The following is a 14,299-nucleotide window of genomic DNA, read 5'->3' as shown; positions in this document are numbered from 1 at the left end:
GCGGTAGGCGCGCTGCGGGAAGGGGCCCGGCGGTTCTCCGCCGGGCCCCTTCCCGCGGTCGCGTCAGTGCCGCACCGGCAGCTCCGCCTCGATCAGGTCGGCCGCCCTGCGGGTGCCGCCCTCCTCGGCCATGTCGGCCTGGATGGTCTTCAGGCGGGCGGCGACCTCCGGGTCGTCGACCAGGGCGAGGGCCGCCGCCCGCAGCGTCCCCGCGTCCGCCTCGTCGGCCGGGACGTGCCGGGCCACACCGAGCGCCTGCAGCATGTCCGCGTTGCCGAACTGGTCCACCGCCTGCGGTACGGCGATCATCGGGGTGGCCGTCGCCAGCCCCTCCTGGCTGCCGCCGGCGCCCGCGTGGGTGACGAACAGGTCGGCCTGCTTGAGGATCGCGAGCTGCGGCACCCAGGAGCGCACCTCGACGTTCTCCGGTACGTCACCCAGCTCGGCGGGGTCGACGTGCCGCCCGATCTGGAGCACCAGATGCCAGCCGGGCAGACCGGCGAACGCCTCGACGCACTCCCGGTAGAAGGCCGGCTGCTTGGTGAAGGACGACCCGAGCGACACCAGGACGACCTTCTCCGCGCCGTCCGGCCGCTGCCAGTCGCCCTCGGCGCCGCGGTCGCCCTGACAGGCGCCCACGAAGGAGTGCACGCTCTCGTCGACGCGGTCGGCGTTCGGCTGGAGCGCCTTGGGGATCAGGACGATCGAGCGGGCAGGGCGGCCCCCGAAGTCCTCCGGGGACAGGGTGATCCCGTTCTCCTCCAGCCAGCCGCGGAAGCGGGCGTCGTAGGCCTTCCCCCGCTCGGTCTTCCTCGGCTCCTCCCACATCGGCTCGGCGACCTCCTTCTCGTACCCGTCCCAGGCGACGAGGTTGGGCGAGAGGGAGACGGCGGGCACGCCCCAGCGGTGGGCCAGCACGCGCGCCGGGTAGGAGGCAATGTCGTGCAGGACGAGGTCGGGGGTGTCCCCCTCGTAGGCCTCGATGAGCTGCGGGAGTGCCTGGATCGCGTCGTTCAGGAACGGCTCGACGTTGTCCAGCAGCGTGGTGCCCCAGGCCTCGGGGTCGTCGTCGGGGCCCGGCAGCGTGGTGTTCCACGGCTTGGGCTCGGCGCCCGTCTCGGCGACCTTCTCGGCGAAGAGGGGCGGGATCGCGTAGGTCACGCGGTGGCCGCGCGCCACGAGCTCGCGGATCACCTCGAGGCTCGGGTTCACGTGCCCGTGGGCGGCGATGGAGAACATGGCGATGTGCGCGGGAGTGGTCATACCGACACCCTAGGCGAGACGAGACGTCTCGTGCAAACTGTTTTCCGATCACGGCGGCGGGAGGTGTCCGGCACCGGCTGCCGGACGCGACGGCGTCGAACGGGCGGCACCCGACGCGGATCCCACCGGCGTCGACCCACGGCACGGCCCGGAGAAGAACGCCGGCCGGTCCGTACGAGCAGCCGCCGCTCGGGCGGGGCCCGGGCGCGCGGCGAGGACGTCCGCGCCGCAGACGCGTACATGCGGGGTGCGGGCGAAGGCGGCCTCGCAGGGCGGGTATGAGCCGTGGACCGGTCTCGTAAGCGTGCGGCTCCGGCACGGGGGCGCGAGGGTGTCGGTCGGCGGTCCTCGGCCGGTCGGGACAGCGGGACCGCGACGCGTCCGGACGGAGTGCGTGCGCCCGCGGACGGGACCGGAGCGGAGGATCGCGGCGGACACCGGCGTGCGAGGGGCGGCGGGTGCGGCCGGTCGCAGTGGGGTTCCGGGGGGCGTGTCCGGGTCGGTCGGCTCGTGGAGGGACCGCGCACACCGCCTCGACCTGGAGGAATGCGACACTGGCCGACGGATGGCCGGAACCCGGCGGTCCGACGCGGACGGACATGGAGGGGACGGATGGACGAGGCACGGGCCCGGGAGGTGCTCGCGGCGGCCGGGGTGCTGCCCGGCGGGGCACGGGACGCGCGGCTCCTCGCCCTCGGTGAGAACGCGGTGTTCGCCGCCGGTGGCCTGGCCGTCAAGGTGGGCCGCGACGCCGAGCTGCTGGAGCGGGCCCGCCGGGAGCTGAACATCGCGGAGTGGCTGGCCGCGGAGGGCGTGCCCGCGGTGCGGGCGGCCGAGCCCGAGGCGCTGCTGGTCGAGGGGCACCCGGTGACCGTGTGGCACCGGCTGCCGGAGGGCATGCGGCCGGCCGGGCCCCGCGATCTGGCCGGACTGCTGCGGCTGGTCCACGCCCTGCCCGCGCCGCCCTTCGAGCTGCCGGCCCGCGAGCTGCTGGGCGGGGTGGAGCGCTGGCTGCGTCTCGCGGGCGACACGATCGACCCCGCCGACGCGGCGTATCTGCGCGAGCGCCGCGACGGCTTCGCGGCGGCCGCCGCGGCGCTGACGCCCGAGCTGCCGCCGGGACCCATCCACGGCGACGCGCTGCCGCGCAATGTGCTCATAGGGCCGGACGGGCCGGTCCTGATCGACCTGGAGACCTTCTCGGCGGATCTGCGCGAGCACGACCTGGTGGTGATGGCGCTCTCCCACGACCGCTACGGCCTCCCGGACGAGGCCTACGCCTCCTTCACCGGCACCTACGGCTGGGACGTGCGCGCCTGGGACGGCTGCTCGGTGCTGCGCGGCGCCCGGGAGACCGCGAGCTGCGCCTGGGTGTCCCAGCACGCACCGGGCAACCCCAAGGCGCTGGCCGAGTTCGAACGCCGGGTGGCGTCCCTGCGGGACGGGGACGAGACGGTGCGCTGGTACCCGTTCTGAGAGCGGCCGGCCGGCGGGCACCGGCCACCGCCGCGGCCGGCACCGGGCAGGTCAGACCCGCTCGCCCACCGGCTCCCGCAGGGGCCAGGTGCCGTCGATCACCGCGGTCGTCTCGCCCTTGCGGCGCAGGAAGTCCTGGAAGTCCGCCGCCCACTGGGCGTACCACTCGATCTGCCGGCGGTGCAGTTCCGCCGGGCCGAGGGCCGCGACCTTGGGGTGGCGGACGGCTATCGCGGAGGCCAGCCGGGCCGCGGCGAGCGCGTCGGCGGTCGCGTCGTGCGCCGCGTCCAGCACGACTCCGTACTCCGCGCAGACCGCTTCGAGGTTGCGTTTGCCGCGCCGGTAGCGGTCGACGGAACGGTCGATCGTGTACGGGTCGATCACCGGCGCGGGGTCCGCGCCGCCCAGGCGGTCCCGCAGGGACGGCAGTCCGTGGCGGCGCAGTTCGGCGGAGAGCAGCGTGAGGTCGAAGGCGGCGTTGTAGGCCACGACCGGGACGCCCGTCTGCCAGTAGGCGGTCAGGACGCCGGCGATGGCGTCGGCGACCTGGTCCGCGGGGCGGCCCTCGGCCGCCGCCCGCTCGCTGCTGATCCCGTGCACCGCCACCGCGTCCTCGGGGATCGGCACGCCCGGGTCGGCCAGCCACTCGCGGCGCCCCATCGGCTCCCCCGCCCTGACCTCGATCACGGCGCCCGTGACGATCCGTGCCTCGCGCGGATCGGTACCCGTCGTCTCCAGGTCGAAGCCGATCAGCAGCTCCCGGTGCCAGCCCATGGGCTGCCCCCCTTCTGTGTGGTGCGTTCCCCCAGTGATCTCCACCCTGCCACGCGCCACTGACAATCAGAGGACCGCGTTCCGCTTACCGCCGGGCACACCTGCCCACAACCGGTCGCCACCCGGGCGTTTCACGACACCGGACGCGAATCCGCCCACATCAGCTCGAACTCCTCGCGGTAGGTGGGGAACAGCCCGCCCTCCTCGACCTCGCCCGGCTTGACCACCTTGCTCCCGTTGCGCAGCACCAGCACGGGCGCCTCCATGCCCCGGGCGCGCCGCAGATGGTTCTGCACGACCGCGATGCCGTCCGCGCCGTCGCCGTCCACCAGGTAGGCCGTGCAGCGGGGCGTCTCGTCGTAGACCTGGATCTCGAAGGCGCCGGGGTCGCGCAGCCGGGACCGGACGCGCCGCATGTGCAGGATGTTCATCTCGACGGCGCGGCCGAGTTCGCCGCGCTTGATGCCGAGTTCGCGCTCGCGGCGCTTGACCGCGCTGGAGGCCGGGTTGAGGAACAGCAGCCGCACCCGGCAGCCGGACTCGGCGAGCCGTACGAGACGGCGTCCGGAGAAGTTCTGCACCAGCAGGTTGAGCCCGATGCCGATGGCGTCGAGGCGGCGGGCGCCGCCGAAGATGTCCTCGGCCGGGAACTGGCGCAGCAGCCGTACCCGGTCGGGGTGGACGGCGACGACGTCGGCGTACCGGTCGCCGATCAGGTCCTCGACCGCGTCGACCGGCAGCCGCCGCGCGGAGGGTACGTCGCCGCCCGCGCCGAGCATCTCCAGCAGCCGCGCGGAGGCCCGCTCGGCCTGGTTCAGGACCGCCTCGGACAGTGCCCGGTTGCGGGAGACCACGTTGCGGGTGACCTCCAGCTCGTCCAGGGCGAGTTCGACGTCGCGGCGGTCGTCGAAGTACGGCTCGAAGCAGGGCCAGTGCTGGACCATCAGCTCGCGCAGCTGCGGCAGGGTGAGGAAGGACAGCACGTTGTCGTCGGCCGGGTCGAGCAGATAGCCCTTGCGGCGGCTGACCTCGCGCACCGCCACCGCGCGCTGCACCCACTCCTGCCCGGCGGGTCCGGCGGCGGCCACCACCCAGTCGTCGCCGTGCACCGGCTCGTAGACGGGGCGCAGCACGGCGGCGACGACCGACCGCAGCCGCTGTTCCACCAGGTTCAGCCAGATGTAGGCGCGTCCGGCGCGCTGCGCGCGCGTGCGCACCTCGCGCCAGGCGTCCGCGTCCCAGTCCAGTTCCGGCCCGATCGAACCCGCGTCCATCGGCCGTGCCAGGGACACCGCACCGGGCGGGACGTCCGTGGAACTGCTCCCCTCGTGACCCTCGTCACCAGGGGGCAGTTCCAGCCCTCCCGAGCCCACCCACGCACCGCCTTCCGCTCCCCCGAGCACTCCCCGTCCCGACGATCAAGGAGAGTACTCCGCCGACGGTGCGCGGTGCAGCCCGATGGACAGGGTCGTTTCTCAACTTCCCGTATCGGTGCGACCGTTCCGTGGTTCCGCTACGCGGGAGTGAGCTGATTCATAGCGAGCCGGGCGGGTGCGGGGGTCGTCGGCCGGAGGGGCGTGGGTAGAAGGTGGTTCCCGCCTTTCGGGGAGACACGGGAACACTCGGAGCCAAGGCGCCCCACCGGCGCCGTACACCTGAAAGAGTCGTATCCATGCAGGTCTGGCCTGGCGAGGCGTATCCGCTCGGTGCCACGTACGACGGCGCCGGAACGAACTTCGCGGTCTTCACGGAGGCCGCGGACCGAGTAGAGCTCTGTCTGCTGCACGACGACGGCTCGGAGACCGCGATCGAACTGCGCGAGAGCGACGCGTTCGTGCGGCACGCGTACGTGCCCGGGATCATGCCCGGGCAGCGGTACGGCTTCCGTGTGCACGGCCCGTACGCGCCCGAGCGGGGGCTGCGCTGCAACTCCGCGAAGCTGCTGCTCGATCCGTACGCGCGTGCGATCAGCGGGGCCGTCCGGTGGGGCGAGGAGGTGTACGGCTACCACTTCGACGACCGCGACCGGCGCAACGACCTCGACTCGGCGCCGCACACGATGACATCGGTCGTGGTCAACCCGTACTTCGACTGGGGCGACGACCGGCGTCCCCGTACGGAGTACCACCACACGGTGATCTACGAGGCGCACGTCAAGGGCCTGACGATGCGCCATCCGGGGCTGCCGGAGGAGCTGCGGGGCACCTACGCGGGTCTGGCGCACCCGGCGGTGATCGAGCACCTGAGCGAGCTCGGGGTGACGGCGCTGGAGCTGATGCCCGTTCACCAGTTCGTGAACGACCACCGTCTGGTGGACATGGGCCTGAACAACTACTGGGGCTACAACACCATCGGCTTCTTCGCCCCGCACAACGCCTACGCGTCCTGGGGCGACCGGGGCCAGCAGGTGCTGGAGTTCAAGTCGGCGGTGAAGGCGCTGCACGAGGCCGGCATCGAGGTGATCCTCGACGTGGTCTACAACCACACCGCCGAGGGGAACCATCTGGGCCCCACGCTGTCCTTCAAGGGCATCGACAATCCGTCGTACTACCGGCTCACCGACGACCGCCGCTACTACATGGACACCACGGGCACCGGGAACTCGCTGCTGATGCGGTCCCCGCACGTCCTTCAGATGATCATGGATTCGCTGCGGTACTGGGTCACCGAGATGCACGTCGACGGGTTCCGCTTCGACCTCGCGGCGACCCTCGCGCGGCAGTTCCACGAGGTGGACCGGCTGTCGTCGTTCTTCGACCTGGTGCAGCAGGACCCGGTCGTCTCCCAGGTGAAGCTGATCGCCGAACCGTGGGACGTGGGCGAGGGCGGCTACCAGGTGGGCAATTTCCCGCCGCTGTGGACCGAGTGGAACGGCAAGTACCGTGACACCGTCCGCGACCTGTGGCGGGGCGAGCCGCGCGCGCTCGCGGAGTTCGCCTCCCGGCTGACCGGCTCCTCCGACCTGTACCAGGACGACGGGCGGCGCCCGCTGGCCTCGATCAACTTCGTGACCTGCCACGACGGCTTCACCCTGCACGACCTGGTGTCCTACGACGACAAGCACAACCAGGCCAACGGCGAGGACAACCGGGACGGCGAGAGCCACAACCGGTCCTGGAACTGCGGGGCCGAGGGCGAGACCGACGACCCCGAGGTGCTGCGGCTGCGGGCCCGGCAGATGCGCAACTTCGTCGCCACCCTGATGCTCTCCCAGGGCGTGCCGATGATCAGCCACGGCGACGAGGTGGCCCGCACCCAGCGCGGCAACAACAACGCCTACTGCCAGGACAACGAGCTGGCGTGGGTCCAATGGCCCGAGGACGACCACGACCTGCTGCGGTTCACCCGCGCGATGGTGTGGCTGCGCAAGGACCACCCGGTCTTCCGCCGGCGCCGCTTCTTCCACGGCCGGCCGGTGGAGGGCACCCACGACGACCTGTCCGACATCGCCTGGTTCACGCCCGAGGGCGCGGAGATGACCCAGCGGGACTGGGACTCCGCGCGGGCGTCGGCACTGACGGTGTTCCTCAACGGCAACGCGATCTCCGAACCGGGGCAGCGCGGGGAGCGGATCACCGACGACTCGTTCCTGCTGATGTTCAACGCCTCGCCCAGGCCGCTGGACTTCGTGGTGCCGGTCGACCACGGGCGGCAGTGGGAGGTGGTCGTCGACACCGCGCGTGCGGATGGCGTGCCGCCGGGGAGCGGTCCGAAGGTGGCGGCCGGTACGCGGCTGACCCTGACGGACCGCAGCATGACGGTGCTGCGGCGGCCGGTGTAGGCGCGGGGGCGGGCCCTTGCGTTCCCGCCCCCGCTCGCACCCCGAACGGAGCACCGATGACACGACACGCGGCCACGCGGGTACGTAGGTTCCCATGACCCCTGAGCGACCCGACCCACCCGTGCCCACGGCCACCTACCGCCTGCAACTGCAGCCCGCCTTCCCCTTCCGAGCGGCAGCGCACGCCGTACCGTACGTCGCCTCGCTCGGCGTGTCCCATCTGCATCTCTCCCCCGTCCTGGAGGCCGTGCCCGGCTCGGCGCACGGCTACGACGTGGTCGACCACACGCGCGTGCGCGAGGAACTCGGCGGCGAGGAGGGTCTGCGGGAGCTGGCCCGCACCGCGCGGGAGCACGGGCTCGGGATGATCCTGGACATCGTCCCGAACCACATGGCGATGTCCCCGCGCCACAACGACGCCCTGTGGGAGGTGCTGCGCGACGGCCCCTCCTCGCGCTACGCGCGGTGGTTCGACATCGACTGGGAGGCGCAGGGCGGGCAGGTGCTGCTGCCGGTGCTCGGCGGCCCGCTGGGCACGCAGGCCGGCGACCTGAAGACGGACGGCGACGTGCTGCGCTACCACGACCACGCGTTCCCGCTGCGGGAGGGCACCGCCGGACTGCCGCTGCCGCGGCTGCTGGACGCGCAGTGGTACCGGCCCGTGTGGTGGCGGCTGGCCCGGACCGAGCTGAACTACCGGCGGTTCTTCAGCATCTCGGAGCTGATCGGGGTGCGGGTGGAGGACCCGGAGGTGTTCGAGGCGACCCACGCCAAGATCCTCGAGCTGCTCCGGGACGGTGTGATCGACGGGCTGCGCGTCGACCATCCCGACGGGCTCGCCGACCCCGACGGCTATCTGCGGCGGCTGCACGAGGCCACGGGCGGCCGGTGGACGGTGGTGGAGAAGATCCTCGCCGACGGTGAGACGCTGCCGGCCGCCTGGCCGGTCGCGGGCACCACGGGCTACGACGCCCTGCGGCACGTGGACGGCCTGTTCACCGACCCGGCCGGGTTCGGCGAGCTGCTCGGACAGTACCGGCGGTTCGCCGCCCCGCAGACCGACCGGGGCGGCGACTGGGACGCCACGGTGCGGCGGGCCGCGTACAAGGTGCTCACGCACGAACTGGCGGCCGAGGTGGACCGGCTGACCCGGGTGGCGAGCCGGCTGTGCGCGACCTCCGCGGAGACCGGGCTGCGCGACCGCGCGCCCTGGGCGCTGCGCACGGCCCTCCAGGAGCTGCTGGTGCGGCTGGAGGTCTACCGCCCGTACGAGTCGGTCGACGCGGCCACCGTGGTCACGGAGGAGGCCGCGGCCGGGGCCCGGCTCGCCTTCGCCGTCCCGGAGGAGGCCGGGGCGGTGGACGTCGTCCGGGATCTGGTCCTCGGGCGGTACGGGGACGGGCCGGCCCACGTGGAGTTCCGTACGCGGTTCGCGCAGACGTCGTCCGCGCTGCGGGCCAAGTCCGTCGAGGACACCGCGTTCTACCGCTATGTGCCGCTGCTGTCGGCGACCGAGGTGGGCGGCGACCCCGGCAGCCCGGCGGTGCCGCCGGAGCGGTTCCACGCGTACTGCGCGCGCGTGCAGCGCGACTGGCCGGCCACCGGGACGGTCCTGTCGACGCACGACGCGAAGCGCAGCGCCGACGTACGCGCGGCGCTGCATGTGCTCACCGAGTGCCCGCAGCGGTGGGCGGACGTCCTCGCGGAGGTGACGCGCGGCGGTGAGGGCGTGCCGGACGCCCAGCTGGCGTGGGCCGCCTGGCAGACGGTGTTCGGGCTCGGCCCGGCGGACGAGGAACGGGTGCAGGCGGCCCTGCTGAAGCACGTGCGCGAGGCGGGCCTGTACACGGGCTGGACGGAGCAGGAGCCGCCGTACGAGGAGGCGGTGGCGCGGTTCGTGGCGGCGGGGCCGTGCGGGGCGCCCGGCGAGCGGGTGGCGGCGTTCCGCGCGTCGCTGGAGCCGCACATCCGGGCCAACGTGCTGGGCGCCGCCCTGGTCCATCTGACGATGCCGGGGGTGCCCGATCTCTACCAGGGCACGGAGCACGAGTACCGGGCCCTGGTCGACCCGGACAACCGGCGGACCGTGCGCTTCGCCGGCGACGGGGGCGACAAGGAGACGGTGACGCGGGCGGCGCTGCGGCTGCGGGCGCGGCGGCCGGAGGTCTTCGGCGACACGGCGTCGTACGAGCCGCTGCCGGCCGAGGGTCCCGCGGCGGCGCACTGTACGGCCTTCGCGCGCTCCGGAGAGGTGCTCACCGCGGTGACCCGCCTGTCGCTGCGGCTGGCGGAGGAGGGCGGCTGGCGCGACACCCGGCTGCCGCTGCCTCCCGGGCGGTGGGCCGATGTGCTGGAGCCGGGACGGGAGTTCGACGGCCACGCGCGCGTGGCAGAACTGTTCGGGCGGCTGCCGGTGGCCCTGCTGGAACGGGCCGGGGACTGACGACGGCCCGGGCGGGGTGTCCGGTTCCGGAGTGCTTCCGGGCGCCCCCCGAGGGCTCCCCCGTCGCGCTCTTGACACCGTCTCCCGGCCGTGGGGTACTGCGCAGTGCAGTGCGGATTCAGGTGGTGACGGGGGGTGGGTCCGCTGCGGGAGTCGCGCTATCCGACGGTGGCCGAACTGGTTTTCTCCGCCCGTGCGCTGGCCGTTCAGTGGCCGGAACTGTGCGCACTGCGGCAGGTGGGGGTCTCCCGCGCGGGACGGCCGCTGCACCTGCTGTCCGTGGGGCGCGCCCCGCGCGCCGTGCTCGTGGTGGCCGGCGCGCACGCCAACGAACCGGCCGCCGGGGGGACGCTGCTCGCGCTGGCCCGGCGGGCCGTGCGGGAGCGGGAGCTGCGCGACGGCGTGTCGTGGCACTTCCTGCTCTGCGCGGACCCCGACGGGGCGAGCCTCCATGTGACCCCGGCACCACGCAGTCTGTACGACTATCACCTGGGGTTCTTTCGTCCTGCGGGGCCGGAACAGCCGGAGTGGGCGCCGTCGGTGCTGCCGCCCGACCGGCTGCCGCCGGAGACGCTCGCGCTGACCGGGGTGATCGACGAGCTGCGGCCCTATCTGCAGGTGTCCCTGCACGGCACCGAACTGGGCGGCAGCTGGGTGCAGTTGACCAGGGACGTGCCGGGGCTGGCCGAGCCGTTCGCCAAGTCGGCGGCGCAGCTGCACATTCCGGTGGAGACGGGTGCCTCGGACGCGGCGGGCTGGCCGGCGTCCGGCCCCGGGGTCCATGTGATGCCGGCACCGGAGGCCGGGCGGGCCTACCCGAGCCTGACCGACGACGCCCGGCACAGCACCTGGTACCACGCGCACCGGTACGGCGGCATGACCGCGGTGATCGAGGTGCCGATGTGGGCCAGCGACCTGGTGGACGACCCCGCTCCGCATCCGGCACCGGACGCGGCGATGCACCGGCTCGCGGAGCGGCTGCTGGGGGACGCGGGCGAGGTGCGGCGGGCGCTGGGCGGGACGGACGTGGGGGCGGGGCCCGCGGAGGCCGGCGGGCCGCTGCTGCGGGCGGCTCTCTGGGGGCTGGAGCTGGTGCCGGGGCTGGCCGACGACCTGGTCCGCACGCCGCCGGCCGACGGGACACGGGCGTACGTGGGGAGTGTGGACGCGTTCGCGCGGCGGGTGCCGCTCAGGGCGGCGGCGATGCTGCGGCGGGCGCTGAGCGGGACGGACGCGGGGGCGGTGGAGCGGCTGGAGCGGCTGGTGGCCCTGTGGAGCGAGGCGTTCGCGGCGCGGTTCCGTGCGCGGTGGGTGCCGGTGGGGCACCAGGTCGAGCACCAGTCCCGCACGGTGGTGGCAGCGGCCCACCACACCCGCGAACACGCGACGTAGCGCCAGACGCCGCCAACGGCCGCGGCCAGCCCCGCCGCACCACGAGCAACCCGGCCCCCCAGCCGCGGGCGGCCCCGCCGCCCAGCCACGGGCAACCACGCCGCCCAGCCGCGGGCAAGTCGTGCCGCAGCACGGGCAACCCCGCCACCCAGCCGCCGGCAGCCCCGCCGCCCAGCCGCAGGCAGTCGTGCCGCACCACGGCCACCCCGCCGCCCAGCCGCCGGCAGCCCCACCGCCCAGCCGCAGGCAGTCGTGCCGCACCACGGCCACCCCGCCGCCCAGCCGCCGGCAGCCCCACCGCCCAGCCGCGGGCAGTCGTGCCGCTGGGCGGCACGGGTGGGCGCGACGGCACCCCGTTGGCGCCGGGCTGCGCCACCTCCCCCCGCCCGCTGACGCACCGGGTGGGTGCTCAGGAGCGCCATGTGCACCGACGTGGGTGCTGAGCGGGGGTGGGTTCGCTTGCCGGCGCTCGCCCGGGTGCCGCTGCGCCCACCCGTGCCGCCCCAGCGGCACGACTGCCCGCAGCTGGGTGAGCGAGCTTCGCTGCCCGCCGCTGCAAGACGGCCGCCCACGCGGGAGCAGCACGACTGCCCGCAGCTGGGTGAGCGAGCTTGGCTGTCCTCAGCTACGCAAGTTCGAAGACGGGGCCTGTGTGGGCGGTCAGGGTGCAGGGGTTGGGGAAGGTTTCCGTGTAGGTGACCGGCTGCCCGCGCCATGTGCCGCTCGCGTGCGCCGTCACCGGCGCGTAGACCATCGGACAGAACACCTCCCTCGGCGGAATGTCCCCGATGCGCCCGTCCACCGCGGCCAGCTCCGCGCATGCCTCCACCGCTCGCCGGTGCTCGCCCCCGGGCGGGTCGCACCGCAGCATCGTGCCGCCCTCCGAGGCGGTCGGCGTCTCACCCCGGCTGACCGTGAGCATCAGCCGGCTCTCCTGGGCGGAGGAGGGCTCGGTACCGGCCCTCGCGGGTGCCGCAGCGGCGAGCAGGACCAGAGCGGCGAGCCCAGCCCGCACGGCTACGGCTGCGGCTGCGGCTGCGGCTGCGGCTGTCAGTGAAATCTGCTTCATTCCCGATGCATCGGCACAGCAGCCCCCGAACCCCACCCCCGCTCACCCGAACGGGAGGACGCCACCCCCTCCCGCACGGCCAGTGCGAACGCGGCGAGGACGACCCGCGCCTGGTACTCGGCCTGGCGCGCGACCGTGATCCAGCGCGCCCCGGACACGTCCCGGTAGTCGGCGCACCGCGCGTCGATCAGCCGGTCCAGCTCCGGCAGCGCCCCCGCCGGATCGCGCCCCGCGCGGGTCACCAACTGGTGCAGCAGCCCGGCGGTGCGCAGCGCGAGCCGCCGCCCGGCGAGGCGCAGGGCGGTGAGACGGGCGGTGGTCATGGGCGGCAACGGATGAGCAGAATCGTTCCCGCAGTCGGGGTCCCACGCGTCGGCGAGCCCGGGGCAGACCAGTAGGTAGTCGTCGACCGGGGCGAGCAGCCGCGCGGCGTCGGGCACGCTGGCGAGGTACGGCCGGATCCGCGCCGTCAGACCGCTCAGCAGCAGCGTGTCCTGGCGCAGCGTACGGCTCACCGAGCGCAGTTCCGCCTGGGCGTCCTCGGGCGGGGAGCCGTCGGCGACGGCCGCCACGCCCCACATGGGCGCCTCGACGACCGCGGTGAGGGTGCCGTACCGGTGCGGGTGGAACCAGGTGGACTCGACGGCGGCCTCGGTGATGGCGGCGGCGAGGTCGCGGCGGTGCGGCGGCGGGATCCGGTAGACGGCGGGGCCGAGCCCGGGCCAGTACAGGGCGTCGTACGCGCCGAGTTCGCGCGGGACGCCGAGGCGGGCGGCGATGCCCGCGACCCGGCGGTCGAGGCCGGGCAGGTCGCGGGTGAGTTCGACGAAGCCGCCGCCGACGTCGACGCCGTGCAGGGAGCACTGGAGGAAGGGCCGCAGTTCGTCCTGGAGGGCGAGCAGGGCGCGGGTCTCGGGGAGGGTGGCTGCCGCGGCGCCGTCGGGCAGCCACTCGGGCTGTTCGAGGAAGCCGGGCCGGAAGAAGTTCCGGTAGTGGTGGCCGAGGGTGTAGGGGCCGGTCAGCCAGCGCTCGTTGTGGCGCAGCCCGTCGGGGTCGAGGCAGAGCAGCAGGTTCCAGGTGGTGTCGGCGCCCTCGGTGAGCCGGGGGTCGGCCAGGGCGCGCTCGGCCAGCCGCAGGACCGTCGCGCCGCCCACGGGCTCGTTGGCGTGCGGCCCGGCGACGACGAGGGCCTGACGGCTGCCGTGGCCGACGCGGAGGAGCCACAGGGGGGTGCCGGCGCGGGAGAGGCCGACGCGGCGCAGCCGGGCCCGGCGGGGGTGCCGGGCGGCGAGGGCGGCGGCCCGTGCGCCCAGTTCGTCGACGGTCGGGTAGCGCGGGAGGGGCGGCAGGGCACACCTCCTGCGAACGGCGCCGTCGTTTCACCGCCAGTGCACGGTGTCCACACAGTGAGTCACGGAGCCGAGGGGTACGTCAACACCGCGGCCGTCACGGGGCCGCGGCGACCGCGCCCGGGCGGGCCCGGTCAGTCGGCCGCGCGCCGGCAGCGGGCCCCGGTCAGTCGGCCGCCAGCCGGTAGGTGATCTGGCCGAAGCCGACCTGGTCGCCTTCGCGGACGACGGCCGCGCCGACCACCCGACGCCCGTTCACCGTCGTGCCGTTGGTCGAGCCGAGGTCCCGCAGCACCCACAGGCCGCCCTGGTGGCGGAGTTCGGCGTGCACGCGGGAGACCGTTTCGTGGCTGAGCCTCAGTCCGCTGGCGGGGTCGCGCCCTATGCGCAGGGGATGCCCGGCCGCCGGATGCGGCAGCAGGAGCTTGGGCAGCTTCTCCGCCTGCCAGGCCCTGCGCAGCCGCACGGTGAACCCGGACACCGCCTCGACGGTGCCGAACACCGCGCGCGAGAAACGGTTTTCCCTCGGGAGGTCGGCGGTGAGCGCGGCGAGTTCGTCGGAACGCCGCGCGGCGAGGGCGAGTTCCATCCGGCGGATGAACGTGTCGTGGGACAGGCGGCCCATGGCGACCCCGTCCCGCAGCACGCTCAGCGCCTTGTCGCGCTCCGCGTCGGACAGCCGCGCGGGGTACGTGTGGAACTCGAAGGACGACGTCACGCTCTTGATTGTCGGTCAGCGACGGCCGGACTGT

At 74.1% G+C, this 14,299-nt stretch carries 10 protein-coding genes and 1 pseudogene; 4 read left to right on the top strand and 7 right to left on the bottom strand.

Annotation, left to right across the window (positions count from 1 at the left end; translation table 11 throughout):
• Window positions 1-63 precede the first annotated feature (63 nt).
• The gene (gene mgt, locus ACZ434_RS11305; protein WP_468454207.1) at window positions 64-1,263 is read right to left on the bottom strand and encodes a macrolide-inactivating glycosyltransferase; all 1,200 of its coding nucleotides are present in this window, start codon (window positions 1,261-1,263) and stop codon (window positions 64-66) included.
• Between the two features lie 201 nt (window positions 1,264-1,464).
• Window positions 1,465-1,576 (bottom strand): annotated as a pseudogene (locus tag ACZ434_RS11300) (ErmE/ErmH/ErmO/ErmR family 23S rRNA (adenine(2058)-N(6))-methyltransferase); the annotation flags it as partial.
• Window positions 1,577-1,875: 299 nt separating this feature from the next.
• Here ACZ434_RS11300 and ACZ434_RS11295 point away from each other — a divergent pair.
• A complete protein-coding gene (locus ACZ434_RS11295; RefSeq protein ID WP_468454204.1) occupies window positions 1,876-2,739 on the top strand; it encodes a phosphotransferase enzyme family protein in 864 nt (287 codons plus the stop codon).
• Window positions 2,740-2,790: 51 nt separating this feature from the next.
• On the opposite strand, the gene ACZ434_RS11290 is transcribed toward ACZ434_RS11295, so the two are convergent.
• Window positions 2,791-3,513, bottom strand: a complete 723-nt coding sequence (locus tag ACZ434_RS11290) for an exonuclease domain-containing protein (protein ID WP_468454202.1) — start codon at window positions 3,511-3,513, stop codon at window positions 2,791-2,793.
• A 131-nt stretch (window positions 3,514-3,644) separates the two neighbouring features.
• Window positions 3,645-4,886: an SAV2148 family HEPN domain-containing protein gene (locus tag ACZ434_RS11285; protein WP_468454200.1), complete on the bottom strand. Its 1,242-nt coding sequence runs from the start codon at window positions 4,884-4,886 to the stop codon at window positions 3,645-3,647.
• Between the two features lie 299 nt (window positions 4,887-5,185).
• Between ACZ434_RS11285 and glgX the strand changes: the two genes are divergently transcribed.
• From glgX to ACZ434_RS11270, 3 genes are all read left to right on the top strand, one after another.
• Complete coding sequence (gene glgX / locus ACZ434_RS11280; protein ID WP_468454198.1) at window positions 5,186-7,294, top strand: glycogen debranching protein GlgX; 2,109 nt, start codon at window positions 5,186-5,188, stop codon at window positions 7,292-7,294.
• A 94-nt stretch (window positions 7,295-7,388) separates the two neighbouring features.
• A complete protein-coding gene (treY, locus tag ACZ434_RS11275) occupies window positions 7,389-9,737 on the top strand; it encodes a malto-oligosyltrehalose synthase (protein WP_468454196.1) in 2,349 nt (782 codons plus the stop codon).
• A 135-nt stretch (window positions 9,738-9,872) separates the two neighbouring features.
• On the top strand, window positions 9,873-11,129 hold the full coding sequence (locus tag ACZ434_RS11270) for a M14 family zinc carboxypeptidase (RefSeq protein WP_468454194.1): 1,257 nt from the start codon (window positions 9,873-9,875) through the stop codon (window positions 11,127-11,129).
• A gap of 625 nt (window positions 11,130-11,754) precedes the next feature.
• Here the strand turns inward: ACZ434_RS11270 and ACZ434_RS11265 are convergent.
• The 3 genes from ACZ434_RS11265 to ACZ434_RS11255 all read right to left on the bottom strand — a co-directional run bounded on the left by ACZ434_RS11265 (window position 11,755) and on the right by ACZ434_RS11255 (window position 14,265).
• Window positions 11,755-12,198 (bottom strand): SSI family serine proteinase inhibitor, encoded by a 444-nt coding sequence (locus ACZ434_RS11265; RefSeq protein ID WP_468454192.1) that lies wholly within the window; start codon window positions 12,196-12,198, stop codon window positions 11,755-11,757.
• Window positions 12,195-13,547, bottom strand: a complete 1,353-nt coding sequence (locus tag ACZ434_RS11260) for a M14 family zinc carboxypeptidase (protein ID WP_468454529.1) — start codon at window positions 13,545-13,547, stop codon at window positions 12,195-12,197. Before ACZ434_RS11260 ends, ACZ434_RS11265 begins: the two co-directional genes overlap by 4 nt.
• Window positions 13,548-13,713: 166 nt before the next feature.
• Window positions 13,714-14,265 (bottom strand): FHA domain-containing protein, encoded by a 552-nt coding sequence (locus ACZ434_RS11255; RefSeq protein ID WP_468454190.1) that lies wholly within the window; start codon window positions 14,263-14,265, stop codon window positions 13,714-13,716.
• Window positions 14,266-14,299 lie beyond the last annotated feature (34 nt).

The sequence above is a fragment of the Streptomyces sp. NPDC030893 genome (assembly GCF_055571535.1).
The sequence above is the reverse complement of the archived record's forward strand: the minus strand, read 5'-3'. Positions and strand labels throughout refer to the sequence as shown.

What these genes read in the sequence shown, in the direction of transcription:
- ACZ434_RS11290 (WP_468454202.1), bottom strand. Translation starts at nt 3,513, where the DNA reads ATGGGCTGGCACCGGGAGCTGCTGATCGGCTTCGACCTGGAGACGACG.
- treY (WP_468454196.1), top strand. Translation starts at nt 7,389, where the DNA reads ATGACCCCTGAGCGACCCGACCCACCCGTGCCCACGGCCACCTACCGC.
- glgX (WP_468454198.1), top strand. Translation starts at nt 5,186, where the DNA reads ATGCAGGTCTGGCCTGGCGAGGCGTATCCGCTCGGTGCCACGTACGAC.
- mgt (WP_468454207.1), bottom strand. Translation starts at nt 1,263, where the DNA reads ATGACCACTCCCGCGCACATCGCCATGTTCTCCATCGCCGCCCACGGG.
- ACZ434_RS11265 (WP_468454192.1), bottom strand. Translation starts at nt 12,198, where the DNA reads ATGAAGCAGATTTCACTGACAGCCGCAGCCGCAGCCGCAGCCGCAGCC.
- ACZ434_RS11295 (WP_468454204.1), top strand. Translation starts at nt 1,876, where the DNA reads ATGGACGAGGCACGGGCCCGGGAGGTGCTCGCGGCGGCCGGGGTGCTG.